This window comes from Noviherbaspirillum sp. (genome assembly GCF_035944575.1).
Taxonomy (GTDB): Bacteria; Pseudomonadota; Gammaproteobacteria; order Burkholderiales; family Burkholderiaceae_D; genus Noviherbaspirillum.
Map to the genome: position 1 here is coordinate 1 of NZ_DASZBA010000249.1, position 15,052 is coordinate 15,052.

General features: G+C 59.2%; 12 protein-coding genes and 1 tRNA gene. 11 read left to right on the forward strand and 2 right to left on the reverse strand.

Going from position 1 to position 15,052, the window contains the following annotated elements; genetic code table 11:
• From VGU61_RS20450 to dnaG, 9 genes are all read left to right on the forward strand, one after another.
• Positions 1–1,286 (forward strand): (2Fe-2S)-binding protein (locus VGU61_RS20450; RefSeq protein ID WP_326861138.1); only part of this gene is annotated, 1,286 nt, incomplete at its 5' end.
• 222 nt (positions 1,287–1,508) lie between these two features.
• The gene (gene nirD / locus VGU61_RS20455; RefSeq protein WP_326861139.1) at positions 1,509–1,862 is read left to right on the forward strand and encodes a nitrite reductase small subunit NirD; all 354 of its coding nucleotides are present in this window, start codon (positions 1,509–1,511) and stop codon (positions 1,860–1,862) included.
• Positions 1,859–4,639, forward strand: a complete 2,781-nt coding sequence (locus tag VGU61_RS20460) for a molybdopterin-dependent oxidoreductase (RefSeq protein WP_326861140.1) — start codon at positions 1,859–1,861, stop codon at positions 4,637–4,639. The genes nirD and VGU61_RS20460 overlap by 4 nt, the downstream gene beginning before the upstream one ends.
• A gap of 41 nt (positions 4,640–4,680) precedes the next feature.
• On the forward strand, positions 4,681–5,676 hold the full coding sequence (ybiB, locus tag VGU61_RS20465) for a DNA-binding protein YbiB (protein WP_326861141.1): 996 nt from the start codon (positions 4,681–4,683) through the stop codon (positions 5,674–5,676).
• Positions 5,660–6,424 carry a uroporphyrinogen-III C-methyltransferase gene (gene cobA / locus VGU61_RS20470; protein ID WP_326861142.1) on the forward strand — a complete coding sequence of 255 codons (765 nt, stop codon included), beginning with the start codon at positions 5,660–5,662 and terminating at the stop codon, positions 6,422–6,424. The genes ybiB and cobA overlap by 17 nt, the downstream gene beginning before the upstream one ends.
• Positions 6,425–6,490: 66 nt before the next feature.
• A complete protein-coding gene (locus VGU61_RS20475) occupies positions 6,491–7,687 on the forward strand; it encodes an NAD(P)/FAD-dependent oxidoreductase (protein WP_326861143.1) in 1,197 nt (398 codons plus the stop codon).
• A gap of 125 nt (positions 7,688–7,812) precedes the next feature.
• On the forward strand, positions 7,813–8,025 hold the full coding sequence (rpsU, locus tag VGU61_RS20480) for a 30S ribosomal protein S21 (RefSeq protein WP_005665410.1): 213 nt from the start codon (positions 7,813–7,815) through the stop codon (positions 8,023–8,025).
• A gap of 341 nt (positions 8,026–8,366) precedes the next feature.
• A complete protein-coding gene (locus VGU61_RS20485) occupies positions 8,367–8,816 on the forward strand; it encodes a GatB/YqeY domain-containing protein (RefSeq protein ID WP_326861147.1) in 450 nt (149 codons plus the stop codon).
• Between the two features lie 37 nt (positions 8,817–8,853).
• A complete protein-coding gene (dnaG, locus tag VGU61_RS20490; protein WP_326861148.1) occupies positions 8,854–10,647 on the forward strand; it encodes a DNA primase in 1,794 nt (597 codons plus the stop codon).
• Between the two features lie 147 nt (positions 10,648–10,794).
• On the opposite strand, the gene VGU61_RS20495 is transcribed toward dnaG, so the two are convergent.
• Positions 10,795–11,106 carry a hypothetical protein gene (locus VGU61_RS20495; protein WP_326861149.1) on the reverse strand — a complete coding sequence of 104 codons (312 nt, stop codon included), beginning with the start codon at positions 11,104–11,106 and terminating at the stop codon, positions 10,795–10,797.
• A gap of 145 nt (positions 11,107–11,251) precedes the next feature.
• On the opposite strand from VGU61_RS20495, the gene rpoD reads away from it, so the two are divergent.
• Together rpoD and VGU61_RS20505 are read left to right on the forward strand one after the other, a co-directional pair.
• Entirely contained in the window at positions 11,252–13,387 is a 2,136-nt protein-coding gene (rpoD, locus tag VGU61_RS20500; RefSeq protein WP_326861159.1) for an RNA polymerase sigma factor RpoD, read from the forward strand.
• Between the two features lie 92 nt (positions 13,388–13,479).
• Positions 13,480–13,558 (forward strand) — tRNA-Ile (locus VGU61_RS20505).
• A gap of 98 nt (positions 13,559–13,656) precedes the next feature.
• On the opposite strand, the gene VGU61_RS20510 is transcribed toward VGU61_RS20505, so the two are convergent.
• The gene (locus tag VGU61_RS20510; RefSeq protein ID WP_326861150.1) at positions 13,657–15,051 is read right to left on the reverse strand and encodes a hybrid sensor histidine kinase/response regulator; all 1,395 of its coding nucleotides are present in this window, start codon (positions 15,049–15,051) and stop codon (positions 13,657–13,659) included.
• Position 15,052: the final 1 nt, after the last annotated feature.

The window sequence follows — 15,052 nt, forward strand, 5'->3', positions numbered from 1 at the left end:
AGGCGAAAAATGTCGCAGAGATCCGCGATACGCTGATGTTCGGCGAAGCCAATACCGGCCGTCCCGGCGATGTCGGCCACGAAGGATTCACCAAGGCGGCTGCCATGCCGGACACCGCCGAAGTCTGCGGCTGCAACGGCGTCTGCAAGGGCAGCATCGTCAAGGCGATCAAGGAAAAAGGCCTGTTCACGCTGGAGGATGTGCGCAAGCACACCAAGGCGTCGGCATCGTGCGGCTCCTGCACCGGTCTGGTGGAACAGATCATCATGTTCACCGCCGGCGGTGATTACTCCAGCTCCAGCAAGGTCAAGCCGCTGTGCGGCTGCACCGACCACACGCACCAGAATGTGCGCGATGCGATCAAGGCCAACAAGCTGCTGACGATCGCCGGCACCATGCAATTCATGGAATGGCGCACGCCGAACGGCTGCGCGACTTGCAGGCCGGCGATCAATTACTACCTGCTGTCGACCTGGCCCCACGAGGCAAAGGACGATCCGCAATCGCGCTTCATCAACGAGCGTGCCCATGCCAACATCCAGAAGGATGGCACCTACTCGGTGATTCCACGCATGTGGGGTGGCGAAACCACCGCGAAGGATCTGCGCCGCATCGCCGACGTGGTCGACAAGTACAACATCCCGACGGTGAAGGTGACCGGCGGGCAGCGCATCGATCTGCTGGGCGTGAAGAAGGAAGACCTGCAATCGGTCTGGACGGACCTCGACATGCCGTGCGGTCATGCGTATGCCAAGGCCCTGCGCACGGTGAAGACCTGCGTCGGTTCCGAATGGTGCCGTTTCGGCACCCAGGATTCGACACTGATGGGCCAGCAGCTCGAACGGGCGCTGTGGAAGATGTATGCGCCTCACAAGGTGAAGATCGCGGTATCCGGTTGTCCTCGCAACTGTGCGGAATCCGGCATCAAGGACGTGGGCGTGATCGGCGTCGATTCCGGATGGGAAATTTATGTCGGCGGCAACGGCGGCATCAAGACCGAAGTCGCGCATTTCTTCGTCAAGCTCAAGACCCATGAGGAAGTGCTGGAATATTCCGGCGCCTTCCTGCAGCTGTACCGCGAAGAGGGCTGGTACCTGGAGCGCACTGTGCATTACCTGGCGCGGGTGGGGCTGGATTACGTCAAGAAAAAGGTGCTGGACGACGAGGCCAACCGGAAGGCCTTGTACGAACGGCTGCTGTTCTCGCTCGACGGCGAACCGGACCCGTGGCACGAAAAGGAGAAGGCGCTGGTGGATACGCGGCAGTTCGAGCCGTTGTCGGTGTAACAAGTAGCCACAGGCCGGTCCCTTCCTCCTTTCAGGGGGAGGGTTAGGGTGGGGGTAGGGAGGTCGGGCGTTTGCATGCAATTGCTCGACCTCATCACCCCTGCGCGGGCCGCCCCATCCCAACCTTCTCCCTAAGAGGGGGAAGGAGCAGGCCGCGCTCTGTTACGTCGACACCAATTCTGCCACCCTCTTAAAGTTAAAACCCACCCCCAAGGAACCCTCATGTCCCAACAATGGAAAGCCATCTGCAACGTCGCAGATATCCCTGTGCTAGGCGCACGGGTCGTTCACCGGGCAAAGCAGCCAAACGTGGCGATTTTCCGCAACGGCGAAGATAAGATCTTCGCGCTGCTCGACCGTTGTCCGCACAAGGGCGGCCCGCTCTCCCAGGGCATCGTCTTCGGCGAGCGCGTCGCCTGTCCTCTGCACAACTGGAACATCCAGCTGGACTCCGGCTGCGCGACCGCGCCCGATGAAGGCTGCACGCAGAAGTTCAGCGTGAAGGTCGAGGATGGCCGCGTCTATCTTGATTTGCAGGAACTGAATGTCACGTCGTCCGAGGCTGAAACCGCATGACTTCATTGCGCGACACCAGGGCGACGTGTTGCTATTGCGGCGTCGGATGCGGCGTGATCGTGCAGAGCGACGGCGAGAAAGTGGTCGGTGTCCGCGGCGACCCCGACCATCCCGCCAATTTCGGCCGCTTGTGCACGAAAGGCAGCACCCTGCATCTGACTGCGAAACCCGCGCTGCAGCAGCAGGCCCGGGCACTGCATCCGGAAATGCGTTTCGACCGTGGTGACCGCCGCGAACAGGCATCATGGGACGCGACGATGGACTATCTCGCCCATCGCTTTGCCGAAACCATCGCGGCACATGGGCCGGACAGCGTCGCGTTCTACATTTCAGGCCAATTGCTGACCGAGGATTACTACGCGTTCAACAAACTGTCGAAGGGCCTGATCGGCACCAACAATATCGACACCAACTCGCGCCTGTGCATGTCGAGCGCGGTGGCCGGCTACAAGCAGACGCTCGGCGCCGATGCGCCGCCGGCATGCTATGAGGACATCGATCACGCCCAGGTGATTTTCATCGCCGGTTCCAATACGGCGTATGCGCATCCCATCCTGTACCGCCGCATCGAGGATGCAAGGAAGATCAACCCTGGCCTGAAAGTCATCGTCGCCGACCCGCGCCGCACCGATACCGCACGCGAAGCCGACCTGTTCCTGCCAATTCTTCCCGGCACCGATGTAGCGCTCTTCAACGGCATGCTGCACATCTGCCTATGGGAAGACCTGATCGACACCGCGTACATCGATGCGCATACCGAAGGCTTTTCGGAGTTGAAGCGGACCCTGCGCGAGTACACCCCGGCATATGTGGCGGGCGTGTGCGGCATCGACGAACAGGATCTCATCCGCGCAGCGCGCTGGTTTGCCGAGTCGGCAGCATCGCTGTCCCTGTACTGCCAGGGGCTGAACCAGTCATCATCCGGTACGGCAAAGAACGCGGCCCTGATCAATCTGCACCTCGCCACCCGCCAGATCGGCAAGCCCGGCGCCGGGCCGTTTTCGCTCACCGGCCAGCCGAACGCGATGGGCGGACGGGAGGTCGGCGGACTGGCGAACCTCCTTTCGGCGCACCGCGACATGAACAACCCGCAGCACCGCGCCGAAGTCGCCGCACTGTGGGGTATCGACGACGTGCCCGCCAAGCCGGGCAAGACGGCGGTCGAAATGTTCGAGGCCATCCGCGCCGGCGAGATCAAGATCATCTGGATTGCCTGCACCAATCCCGCCCAGTCGATGCCCGACCAGAAACTGATACGCGAAGCATTGGGCAAGGCGGAGCTGGTGATCGTGCAGGAAGCCTACAAGACCACCGTCACCGTCGACTATGCGGACGTGCTGCTGCCCGCCACCACCTGGAGCGAGAAGGAAGGTACGGTCACCAATTCCGAGCGGCGGATCACCCGCTTCAAGCCGGTACTGCCGAAGCCCGCGGAAACGCGCCACGATTGGGAAATCGTTGTGGACTTCGCGCAGCGGCTGGAACGCTTGACCGGCAAGGACAAGACGCTGTTCCCGTACACCGGCGTGGAGCAAATCTGGAATGAGCATCGCGAAACCACCCGAGGGCGCGATCTCGATATCACCGGCCTGTCGTACCGGATTCTGGAAGAGCAGGGGCCGCAACAATGGCCTTATCCTGAAGGCGCGGCCGAAGGAAGGAAGCGATTGTATGAAGACGGCGTTTTTCCGACGGCAAACGGCCGGGCGAAGTTCGTCAACACAACTTACCAACCGGTTGCCGAAGCCATCGATGCGCGCTTTCCGTTCCGTCTTACCACCGGGCGCCTGCGCGATCAATGGCATGGCATGAGCCGTACCGGCACGGTCGGCCAATTGTTTTCCCATGCATCGGAACCGGCAGTGGTGCTGGCGAAGATCGACATGGACCGGCGCCTGATCGCCGACGGCGACCTGGTGCATGTCACCAGCCGGCGCGGTACGCAGATCCTGCCGGCCATCGCCGGCGATGACATGCGTTCGGGGCAGGCATTCATCGGCATGCATTGGGGCGAAGAATATGTGTCGGGGCGTGGCCATGAGGGTGGAGGAACGTGCGGCGTCAATGCGTTGACGGTGTCGGCATTCGATCCGAGTTCGAAGCAGCCCGAACTGAAGCATGCCGCGGTAAAAGTCCTGAAAGCGGAGCTGCCCTGGCAATTGCTGGTCTTTGGATGGGTGGACGAGACAGAGGCGCTCGACCTGCAGGCGACAATGCGCCCGTACATGCGCCAGTTCGCCTATGCATCCTGTACCTTGTTCGGCCGCGACAAGACCGGTGTATTGTTCCGCGCCGCCGATGACTATCCCGCCGCTGCCGAACTGGTAAAGGAAATCGAAACCCGGTTTGGCATCGTCGGCGCCGGCGTATTGCGTTACGACGATCCGCGACGCGGAAATGCCCGGCATATCCTGCTTGATGAAGGCAAATTAAGGGCAGTGACGCTTGCCGGCGATATTTCCGCCGAACGCTGGTTGAAGGAATACCTGCAGGGCGACCAGCCGGTGTCCGCGCTCGGCCGCATGCTCCTGATGCCGTCGTCCCAGGCGCCGAAAGGCTTCAAGGCGCGTGGACGGGTGGTGTGCAATTGCTTCAATGTCAGCGAGATCGATATCGGCGAAGCCCTCGACAGGCAGGATTGGATCAACCGTGGCACGCCGGAAGCGGTACTTGCTTCCCTTCAAGAAAAACTGAAGTGCGGAACCAATTGCGGCTCATGCGTGCCGGAGGTAAAAAAAATGATTTTCCAGCGGATGTCGGCGAAGGCGGCCGCGTAGCATTATCATCGCGGGAACCCGTTTTTGGATATCGCTTGCTCATGGAATCAACCATTCACTCCGACCCGTTCCCGATTGCCCGCTTCATCAAGGAGATCGGTCGGGGCAAAAAAGGCGCGCGCAGCATCTCGCGCGACGACGCACGCCAACTGTACGCCGCCATGCTCGACGGCCGCGTGTCCGATCTGGAAATGGGCGGGCTGATGCTGGCCATGCGCATCAAGGGGGAATCGGTGGATGAAATCGCCGGCTTCCTCGACGCGGCCGAGGTATCGTTCAAGCCGCTGGACGCGCCCGCCGGCGACTACGCGCCTATCGTCATTCCCACCTACAACGGTTCCCGCAACCTGCCCAATCTGACGCCGCTGCTGGCTCTTCTGCTTGCGCGGGAGGGCGTGCCGGTACTGCTGCACGGCGTCACTACCGATCCTGGCCGGGTAACGACGGCGGAAATCCTGTCCGAACTCGGCCTGCCGTTCGCCGGCAACGTAGCGGACGCACAGGCCGGGTTCGCCGAACGCCGCCCGGTGTTCATGCCGATCGACGCGCTGGCGCCGCGCATGGCGCATCAGCTGTCGTTGCGGCGCATCCTGGGAGTGCGCAATTCCACCCATACGCTGGTCAAGATCATGCAACCCTTCGCCGGACCGGCATTGCGGCTGACGTCCTATACCCATCCCGAATACCTTGAGTTGCTGTCGGCTTACTTCACCACCGCCGTGCCGCCTGAACGCGGTGACGCCTTCCTGATGCGCGGTACCGAAGGCGAGACCGTCGCCAATCCCAAGCGCGCGCAGCAGATCCAATGGTTCCATGAACACGCATGCACCATTTTGGTGGAGAAGCAGGCAGCGGTCGATGAAATGCCGCCGCTGCCGGAGAGTAGTGATGCACCTACCACGGCACGCTGGATTCGCCAGGCGCTGGAAGGCATGCAACCCATACCGGCGCCCATCGTTGAGCAGGTGGAACATTGTTTGCATGTTGCAAGAGAACTTCGCAACCGGACAGTTTCTCACCATGACAGTGCACGCTAAGGTTTATCTGGTCGGCGCCGGCCCCGGCGATCCGGAACTCCTGACGATCAAGGCGGCGAAAACCATTGGCCTCGCCGATGTGATCCTCGTCGATGATCTGGTCAATCCCGCCATACTGGCGCATGCACGGCCGGATGCGCGCATAGTGCAGGTGGGCAAACGCGGCGGCTGCCGATCGACGCCGCAGGAATTCATCGAGCGGCTGATGATCAGCGAAGCCCGCAGCGGACGTTGCGTCGTGCGGCTCAAGGGAGGTGATCCCTTCATGTTCGGACGCGGCGGCGAAGAGCGCGACCATTTGCAGGCCGCCGGTATCGATGTCGGTATCGTCAACGGCATCAGCAGCGGCATGGTGGCCCCGGCGGCGATCGGCGTCCCGCTGACACACCGCAGCTGGAGCCAGGGCGCCGTATTCGTCACCGGCCATGGCAAGGATGCCGCGTCCAATCCGGATTGGGCCGCCCTGGCGAAGCTGGATCTGACGCTGGTGATCTACATGGGTGTCGCCCGCTGCGGCGATATCCGCAATGCGCTCATCGAAGGCGGCAAGGCGCCGTCGACACCGGTAGCGGTCATCCATGCCGCCAGTCTGCCATCCCAGGCGCATCTGGTGACGACGCTCGGCGAGTTGACTGAAGCGCTGACTGCCTCCGGACTGGCCAGTCCGAGCATCATCGTCATTGGCGATGTTGTTCGATGTGCGGAAGCTTTTTCCGCGCAGCCGGTGCCATTAAGTGCAAGCAACTAATCACGAGCGCGCACCTGCCCATCACCAACACGATAGAATCGCGGCTTGCTTTCAACCCCACAAGCCATGGCGAAACAATTTGATGTTGCAGTAATCGGCGCGGGCGCTGCCGGAATGATGTGCGCCGCAGTCGCTGGTCAGCGTGGCCGCAAGGTCGTGCTGATCGATCATGCGACGAAGCTTGCCGAGAAAATACGCATCTCCGGCGGTGGCCGCTGCAACTTCACCAACCTCCATGCTGGCCCGCAGAACTACCTGTCGCAAAACCCGCATTTCTGCAAAAGCGCGTTGTCGCGCTACACTTCGCAGGACTTCATCGGACTGGTGAAACGCCATCGCATCGCGTATCACGAAAAGCACAAAGGCCAGTTGTTCTGCGACGATTCGGCGGAACAAATCATCGACATGCTGAAGGCCGAGTGCGCCACCGGCAATGTCGCCTGGCGCATGCCGTGCAAGGTCGAGGCAATCGGCAAAAGCGGCGAACGTTATCGTATTGATACCGATGCCGGGATCATCGAGGCCGACAGCGTCGTGATCGCCACCGGTGGCTTATCCATCCCGAAAATCGGCGCGACCGACTTTGCATTTCGCGTCGCGAAACAGTTTGGTTTGAAACTGGTCGAGACTAGGCCCGCGTTAGTACCTCTCACCTTCGATGCTTCCGGCTGGCAACCGTTTATACCTCTGGCTGGCGTGGCGCTGGAAGTCGACATCGAAACCGGCCAGAAGAAATCTCGCGGCCATTTTCGGGAAGACCTGTTATTCACCCATCGCGGCCTATCCGGGCCGGCCGTCTTGCAGATATCGAGTTTTTGGCAACCGGGAGCCGCGCTCACCCTGAACCTGGTGCCCGAAATGGATGTCGCCGAGGTGCTGATCGAAGGCAAATCGGTGCTGAAGAAAAATCTCGGCAACCTTCTTGCGCAATGGCTGCCCGCGCGCTTGGCCGACGGCTGGCTGGGTGCCAATGGTTTCCGCCACGACGCGCGGATCGCCGACATGCCGGACAAGGAACTGCGCCGCCTCGGCAGTTCGCTGAACCGCTGGACTTTGCAGCCCAACGGCTCGGAAGGCTACCGCAAGGCCGAAGTGACGCTCGGGGGTGTCGACACACGGGAACTGTCGCAGCAAAGCATGATGGCGAACAAGGCTCCGGGGCTCTACTTTGTCGGTGAAGCGGTGGATGTCACCGGCTGGCTGGGCGGCTACAACTTCCAGTGGGCATGGGCATCCGGCGTTGCCGCGGGATTGGCGGTTTGATAACGATAATATTGTGTCTGCGCCGACCGCAGTGCCGCTCACAACAAGCCGCTCAATTTTCTTTGCTTTGGGATCTTAAGCTGCTATACTCGCCGTCTTTCCCTGAAACCTTGGTTTAAGTTTACATGACCACAATTCGCCTTAAAGAAAACGAGCCGTTTGAAGTTGCCATGCGTCGCTTCAAGCGCACTATTGAAAAAACCGGTCTGTTGACCGAGTTGCGTGCGCGCGAGTTTTACGAAAAGCCGACCGCAGAGCGCAAGCGCAAGCTCGCCGCTGCAGTGAAGCGCCACTACAAGCGCATCCGCAGCCAGCAATTGCCGAAAAAGCTGTACTGATTTCCGACCGCACACCAGATGTGCGGTCAAATGCAAACCCGCTCCGGTTGGCCGCAGCGGGTTTTGGCGTTTAGAGCCGGATATATCCGTAGGCGGGCCTATCGCTAAGCCTGCAATGCAAGCTGGCTTATGCACGTCCGTACCGCAAAGCAAGCGCGTTGCGGCACCGATAAGACTGTTTTATCCCGGCGTCCTGCTCCGCCTTGTACGGCTCCGATTTTCACCCGGTCACGGACGGGGGATCCATGTGCTAATTGAGCAATGGATGCCCACCTCTGTCCGCCTTGTAATAATCGGTTTCTCCCTCACATCTATCGATATTCGTCGAATCTGGAGCTTGCATGAGCCTGAAAGAACAAATCACCGAAGACATGAAGGCCGCGATGCGCGCCAAGGATACCGCGAAGCTCGGCACCATCCGCCTGCTTACGGCAGCGATGAAACAGAAGGAAGTCGACGAGCGCATCGAGCTGACCGACGCCCATGTCCTTGCCATCATTGAAAAAATGATCAAGCAGCGCAAGGATTCGATCAGCCAGTTCGAGGCTGGAGGTCGCCAAGATTTGGCCGATATCGAAAAGGCAGAACTTTCCGTATTGTCGACCTACATGCCGGCTGCCATGTCCAACGAAGAAATGCAGGCCGAAGTCACCGCAGCGGTGGCGCAGGTTGGTGCGGCCGGACCGCAAGATATGGGCAAGGTCATGAGCGTGCTGAAGCCGAAACTGGCAGGACGGGCCGATATGACGGTGGTTTCCGGGCTGGTAAAGGCTGCATTGTCAAAATCTTGATATGGCTTAGGAGAGCGCCGCGCGCTGATCATCGGCTGTGATTCCACAATCCTTCATTCAGGATCTGCTCAACCGGGTCGATATCGTCGACGTGGTAGGCCGCTACGTGCAACTGAAGAAGGGCGGCGCCAACTACATGGGCTTGTGCCCATTCCACAACGAAAAATCTCCCAGTTTTACCGTCAGCCCGACGAAGCAGTTCTACCACTGCTTCGGCTGCGGCGCGCATGGCACGGCGATCGGGTTCCTGATTGAATATTCCGGACTTGGCTTCGTCGAGGCGGTCAAGGATCTTGCCCAGAATGTCGGCATGACGGTCCCCGACCAAGACCGGTTGCCGCCCGCCCAACGCGCGGAAGTGCAGGCGAAAAGCCTTGCCTTGTCGGACGCAATGACGCAAGCCTGCGATTTTTACCGCCAGCAGCTGCGAGGCGCCCAGCATGCAGTTGCCTACCTCAAGGGGCGCGGGCTGACCGGAGAAATTGCAGCACGTTTCGCAATGGGATATGCGCCCGACGGCTGGGACAGCCTGCGGCAAGTGTTTCCGAATTACGACGCACCGCAGTTGGTCGAGGCAGGCTTGCTGATCGAAAAAGGCGACGACGACGGCGGGCCGCGCAAGCGCTACGATCGCTTCCGTGATCGCATCATGTTTCCCATTCGCAATACCAAAGGGCAGGTGATCGGTTTTGGTGGGCGAGTGCTGGATGGTGGTGAGCCGAAATACTTGAATTCCCCCGAAACACCCTTATTTCAGAAGGGAAGTGAGCTTTATGGCCTGTTTGAAGCTCGTCAGGCGATTCGCGAAGCCGGTTATGCGCTGGTGACCGAAGGTTACATGGATGTCGTGGCGCTTGCCCAACTGGGATTTCCGCAAGCGGTTGCAACGCTCGGCACGGCCTGTACGCCGACCCATGTGCAGAAGCTCCTGCGGCAAACGGATCAGGTGATTTTCAGTTTTGATGGCGACGCGGCTGGCCGGCGCGCCGCACGGCGAGCACTGGATGCTTGCTTGCCGCATGCTTCGGACAATAAAACCCTGAAATTCCTGTTCCTTCCGCCCGAACATGACCCCGACAGCTACGTTCGTGAAATGGGTGCTGATGCATTTGAACAACAGATACGCGACGCGATGCCGTTGTCGCAATTCCTGCTGAAGGAAGTTACGGCAGATACCGATTTGAAGACATCCGAAGGCCGTGCCAAGGCGCAGTTTGATGCCAAACCCATGCTGCAGGCGATGCCGCCGTCCGCTTTGCGGTTGCAAATCGTGCGCAGCCTCGCGCAAATGACGCAGACAACGCCTGCGGAAATAGAAGCCTTGTTCGAACTGGCGCAGCCGGTTGCACGGACAAAGATTGCGCCGCCACGCACCAAGCGCACGCCACCGATGGGGCTTGAGCGTCAGATTATCCGGCTTCTCGTTGTGCATCCGGCGCTAGCGTCGGAGTTGGACCAGGCCGCCATCGACGCGATCATCAGCCTCTCGCCAGACAACAGCGCGATGCTGCAGCAGCTTATTGATACCTGCCGGGCGCTGGGGCCACAGGCCAACTTTGCTGCCCTCGCGCAGCAATTAAAGATGGGAAACGGTGATTTTGATGCCTTGATCGCCGAAGTTGCCGCAGAACCGGAGTCCGAGATCGCCACGTCGCGTTTGGAGCTTGCCGGTGCGATTCGGCAGACTAAAATGCAATTATTGAAAGCAGAAATGGATGCGCTGGCGGCATCCGGCTTGGGAACCGAGGAAGCACGCGGCCGTTATCGCGAACTGTTCCAGCAGCAAGAGCAACTCCGGCGTCAGGCAGAGGTCGAAAACGTGACGCGCTGACCGCATTGTTTAAGGATTGCACAGCTTTGAGTTGGAGCAACATTGCTCGCTGTGTTATTATTTAAAGCTTTTGATTCAAGGCCTTAGAGTAATTCGTTTGGCGAATTGAATTCCAAGTCGGGATGTTCGGGATAATCGCGCGGGCGACTACCAAGCCGGTTGAAGCACAAATGTATTCATAGGCTCCGCATACGCACTTTTGTTGCGCAATGAGAGCAATCCAGTTGGAATTGATCCCATGGCGAACGCAATGAAAAAAACCGCGAAAACCACTCCAGACGCAAAAAATTCTAAATCGGCTGCAACTAAACCCGCCTCGGGCAAGTCGATGGCAAAGCCTGCCGTCAAGAACTCCGTTGCTGCCCAACCCGCAAGCAAGGCAAAAACGCCAAGTAAAGCCGCGACGAAATCAGCCGCCAAGACCGTAGCGAAACCGGTGAATACAGTACCGTCGTCCAAGGCTAACCCTTCATCCAAAGCCGGTGCGAAGCCGGCTTCCGAGAAACTGAAAGCTCCTGTGACAAACAAGAAAACCGAAACAACGACCGTCGCCAAACCTAGCAAGGCTCAGGCAAAGGTCGAGCCGAAATCCGAAGCGAAAGTCATGGCGGTCAACCAGACTACCGACGCCGCCGCATTGGCGGCGATCGATACGTCCAGCTACGTCCTGCCTTCGGTAAAGGTGCCGGGCCGCCGCGGACGCAAGCCGAAGGAATTCCAGCCCGAAAACGACGAAGTTGCAGCACTGAACGCCGTTGAGCGCGCCGAACTGAAGGCCGCAGACAAGGCCAAGGCAAAAGACCGTAAGGCCAAGGAAAAGGCGCTGCTGAAGGATGCTTTCTCGTCCGACACCGAAGCGACCGAAGAGGAGCTTGAGCGCCGGCGCCAGAAACTGAAGACGTTGATCAAGCTCGGCAAGGAACGCGGCTTTCTCACTTATTCGGAAATCAACGATCACCTCCCGGAAAACATCGTCGATCCGGAAGCCATCGACGGCATCATCGGCACGTTCAACGACATGGGCATCGCCGTCTACGAACACGCGCCGGATGCGGAAAGTCTGCTGTTGTCCGACAGCGTCGCCACGGTTGCCAGCGATGACGACGCCGAAGCCGCTGCGGAAGCCGCACTGTCCACCGTGGATTCCGACTTCGGCCGCACCACCGATCCGGTGCGCATGTACATGCGTGAAATGGGCTCGGTCGAACTGCTGACGCGCGAAGGCGAAATCGAGATCGCCAAGCGGATCGAAGACGGCCTCAAGGACATGATCCAGGCCATCTCCGCCTGCCCGACCACCATCGCCGAAATCCTCGCTGCCGCAAGCCGCATCGAGAAAGACGAAATCAAGGTCGACGAGATCGTCGACGGCATGGTCGACATGGATGCGCCGGAGCAGACCATCGCTGCCGCAGCGCCTGCCGCGTCCGCTGACGAAGAAGACGAGGACGAAGACGAAGAAGGCGAAGAGGAAGAAGAAGAGAGCAACGCATCAGGCGCGGCCGGTTTCTCCGCCGAGCAGCTTGAACAGCTCAAGCGAGACGCGCTCGAAAAATTCGGCGAAATCTCGAGCCAGTTCGACAAGATGCGCAAGGCCTATGAAAAGGAAGGCTACAACTCCAAGCCTTACGTCAAGGCGCAGGAAACGATCTCCAATGAATTGCTCAGCATGCGATTCACCGCCAAATTTGTCGAAAAGCTGTGCGACACGCTGCGCGGCCAGGTCGATGAAGTGCGGCATATCGAGAAGCAGATCCTCGATGTCGTGGTCAACAAGTGCGGCATGCCGCGCACCCACTTCATCAAAACCTTCCCGGGCAATGAAACCAATCTCGACTGGATCGACGGCGAAGTCACCTCCGGCGAGGCGTACAGCACCATCCTCGGCCGTAACGTGCCGACGGTGAAGGAACTGCAGCAGAAGTTGATCGATCTGCAGGCACGCGTCGTCCTGCCGCTGCCCGATCTCCGCAACATCAACAAAAAGATGGCTGCCGGTGAAATGAAGGCGCGCAAGGCCAAGCGTGAAATGACCGAGGCCAACCTGCGCCTGGTGATTTCGATCGCAAAGAAATACACCAATCGCGGCTTGCAGTTCCTCGACCTGATCCAGGAAGGCAACATCGGCCTGATGAAAGCGGTGGACAAGTTCGAATACCGTCGCGGCTACAAGTTTTCGACTTATGCGACATGGTGGATTCGCCAGGCGATCACCCGCTCGATCGCCGACCAGGCGCGCACCATCCGTATCCCGGTCCACATGATCGAAACCATCAACAAGATGAATCGCATCTCGCGCCAGATTTTGCAGGAAACTGGCGCTGAACCGGATCCGGCGACGTTGGCGATCAAGATGGAAATGCCGGAAGACAAGATCCGCAAGATCATGAAGATCGCGAAAGAGCCGATTTCGATGGAAACACCGATCGGCGACGACGACGATTCTCACCTCGGCGACTTCATCGAAGACAACAACACGCTGGCCCCGGCCGATGCGGCGCTGCATGCATCCATGCGTGGTGTGGTTAAGGATGTCCTCGACTCGCTGACACCACGCGAAGCAAAAGTGCTGCGCATGCGCTTTGGCATCGAAATGTCGACGGATCACACGCTGGAGGAAGTCGGCAAGCAATTCGACGTCACCCGCGAGCGGATCCGGCAAATAGAAGCGAAAGCCCTGCGCAAGCTGCGCCATCCCTCGCGCTCCGACAAGCTGAAGAGTTTCCTTGAAGGCAGCTGATCTAACTGAGTACAATATGCAACTTTGGTTTGGGCGGCGTTCGTCGCGGCTTGAGCCGGGTTGTAACGCAGTTGGATAGATACAGACTTTAAGGGCCTCTAGCTCATGCTTGGTTAGAGCAGCGGACTCATAATCCGTTGGTGCCGTGTTCGACTCACGGGAGGCCCACCACATACAAAAAGGGTTAGCGGAAGCTAACCCTTTTTCATTTCTTCCTCGACCTGTGGCGTGCTCGATGCCGCACGATGTCAGGCGACCAACCCATAACTCTAGGTAATCACACCTGCAGAAAACGGTGCCGCCAGCGATGAAACAGCCCGCAGCAATTGCTGCCCATCCACCGGCTTGACCAGATACTCGTCAAATCCGGCATGCAATGCCTTGGCCCGGTCTTCCGGCTGGCCATACCCCGATAGCGCGATCATCCGAGGCATTGGCTGGTCGCGGCGCTGCTGGAGCTGTGCGATGAGTTCGAAGCCGTCGATGCCCGGCAAACCGATATCGCAGATCAAAAAGTCAAAATGCGCCGCTGTGGCCAGCGCGAGACCACGCAAGCCGTCGGGTGCGGTATCGACCACATGGCCTTCGAGTTCCAGCAGCATTTTGAGCGTGTCGCTCGCATCGAGATTGTCTTCCACGAGCAAAATCTGATATCGGCCCGGCTGCGCCGACTGACGTGCCGATTGCGTCGAAGCCGATGGTGCGATGGCATGGGCGGGCAGGGTGACCCGAAAACTGCTGCCGCATCCGGGTCCGTCGCTTTTCACAGTGATGCCGCCGCCGTGCATTTCGACGATGCTTTTCGCTACCGTCAGTCCGACGCCTAATCCACCTTCGGTACGCGCCAGCGATCGGGGGCCTTGTGTGAACAGGTCGAAAATATAGGGTTGCACTTCCGGCGTGATACCTATGCCGTTGTCTGAAATAGTGATGCTTACAATTTCGCCATGCTGTTCTACGGTGAGGCCAATCACTCCTTCATCCTGCGTGTATTTGGACGCATTGATCAGCAGATTCGAAAACACCTGGGCAAGCCGCACGAGATCGCCGTCAATGATCAATGCATCGGATGGAGCGCTGATCGTCAATTGCTGAGAGCGCTTATCAATCAGTGGGCGGCTGACCTCAACCGCGCGTTCGATGATGTCGGCGAGAGAGACAGCGTGTTTTTGCAGGCTGATCTTGCCGCTGCTGACCCGCGAAGCGTCCAGCAAGTCATCGAGCAGGCGCGCCATATGTTGCACCTGCCGGCTCAAAACGTTATGCACCTTCGGCAACAAGGGATGGGCAGCGGTGATTCGCTCCAGGACGGTGGCGGCGTTGCTGATCGGGGCAAGCGGATTGCGCAGCTCATGCGCCAGCATAGCGAGAAACTCATTCTGGCGGCGATTGACTGCCTCAGCTTCGTCACGCAATGTCTGCGCCTTGACCGTCGCCAATACCAGGTTTTGGTTAGCCGTGCGCAGCTGAGACACCAGATTTTCCAGTGTAGTGATCGCCTGTTGGGTATCGTTCGATGCGGTGACTTCGGAAATCAGATTGTCGATGGCGTCCTTGAGCCGATTACCGTCAGGTCGAATTTTTAAGTCAGCCTCTTCCATTCCAGTGGATACCGGGACGGCTTGGTCGTCCGGGGTAGAGCGTCGCCTGCCATCATCAGTCATG

Coding starts and splice junctions, on each gene's coding strand:
- VGU61_RS20475 (WP_326861143.1), top strand. CDS start 6,491: ATGGCGAAACAATTTGATGTTGCAGTAATCGGCGCGGGCGCTGCCGGA.
- ybiB (WP_326861141.1), top strand. CDS start 4,681: ATGGAATCAACCATTCACTCCGACCCGTTCCCGATTGCCCGCTTCATC.
- VGU61_RS20510 (WP_326861150.1), bottom strand. CDS start 15,051: ATGACTGATGATGGCAGGCGACGCTCTACCCCGGACGACCAAGCCGTC.
- rpsU (WP_005665410.1), top strand. CDS start 7,813: ATGACCACAATTCGCCTTAAAGAAAACGAGCCGTTTGAAGTTGCCATG.
- VGU61_RS20460 (WP_326861140.1), top strand. CDS start 1,859: ATGACTTCATTGCGCGACACCAGGGCGACGTGTTGCTATTGCGGCGTC.
- rpoD (WP_326861159.1), top strand. CDS start 11,252: ATGGCGGTCAACCAGACTACCGACGCCGCCGCATTGGCGGCGATCGAT.
- VGU61_RS20485 (WP_326861147.1), top strand. CDS start 8,367: ATGAGCCTGAAAGAACAAATCACCGAAGACATGAAGGCCGCGATGCGC.
- cobA (WP_326861142.1), top strand. CDS start 5,660: ATGACAGTGCACGCTAAGGTTTATCTGGTCGGCGCCGGCCCCGGCGAT.
- nirD (WP_326861139.1), top strand. CDS start 1,509: ATGTCCCAACAATGGAAAGCCATCTGCAACGTCGCAGATATCCCTGTG.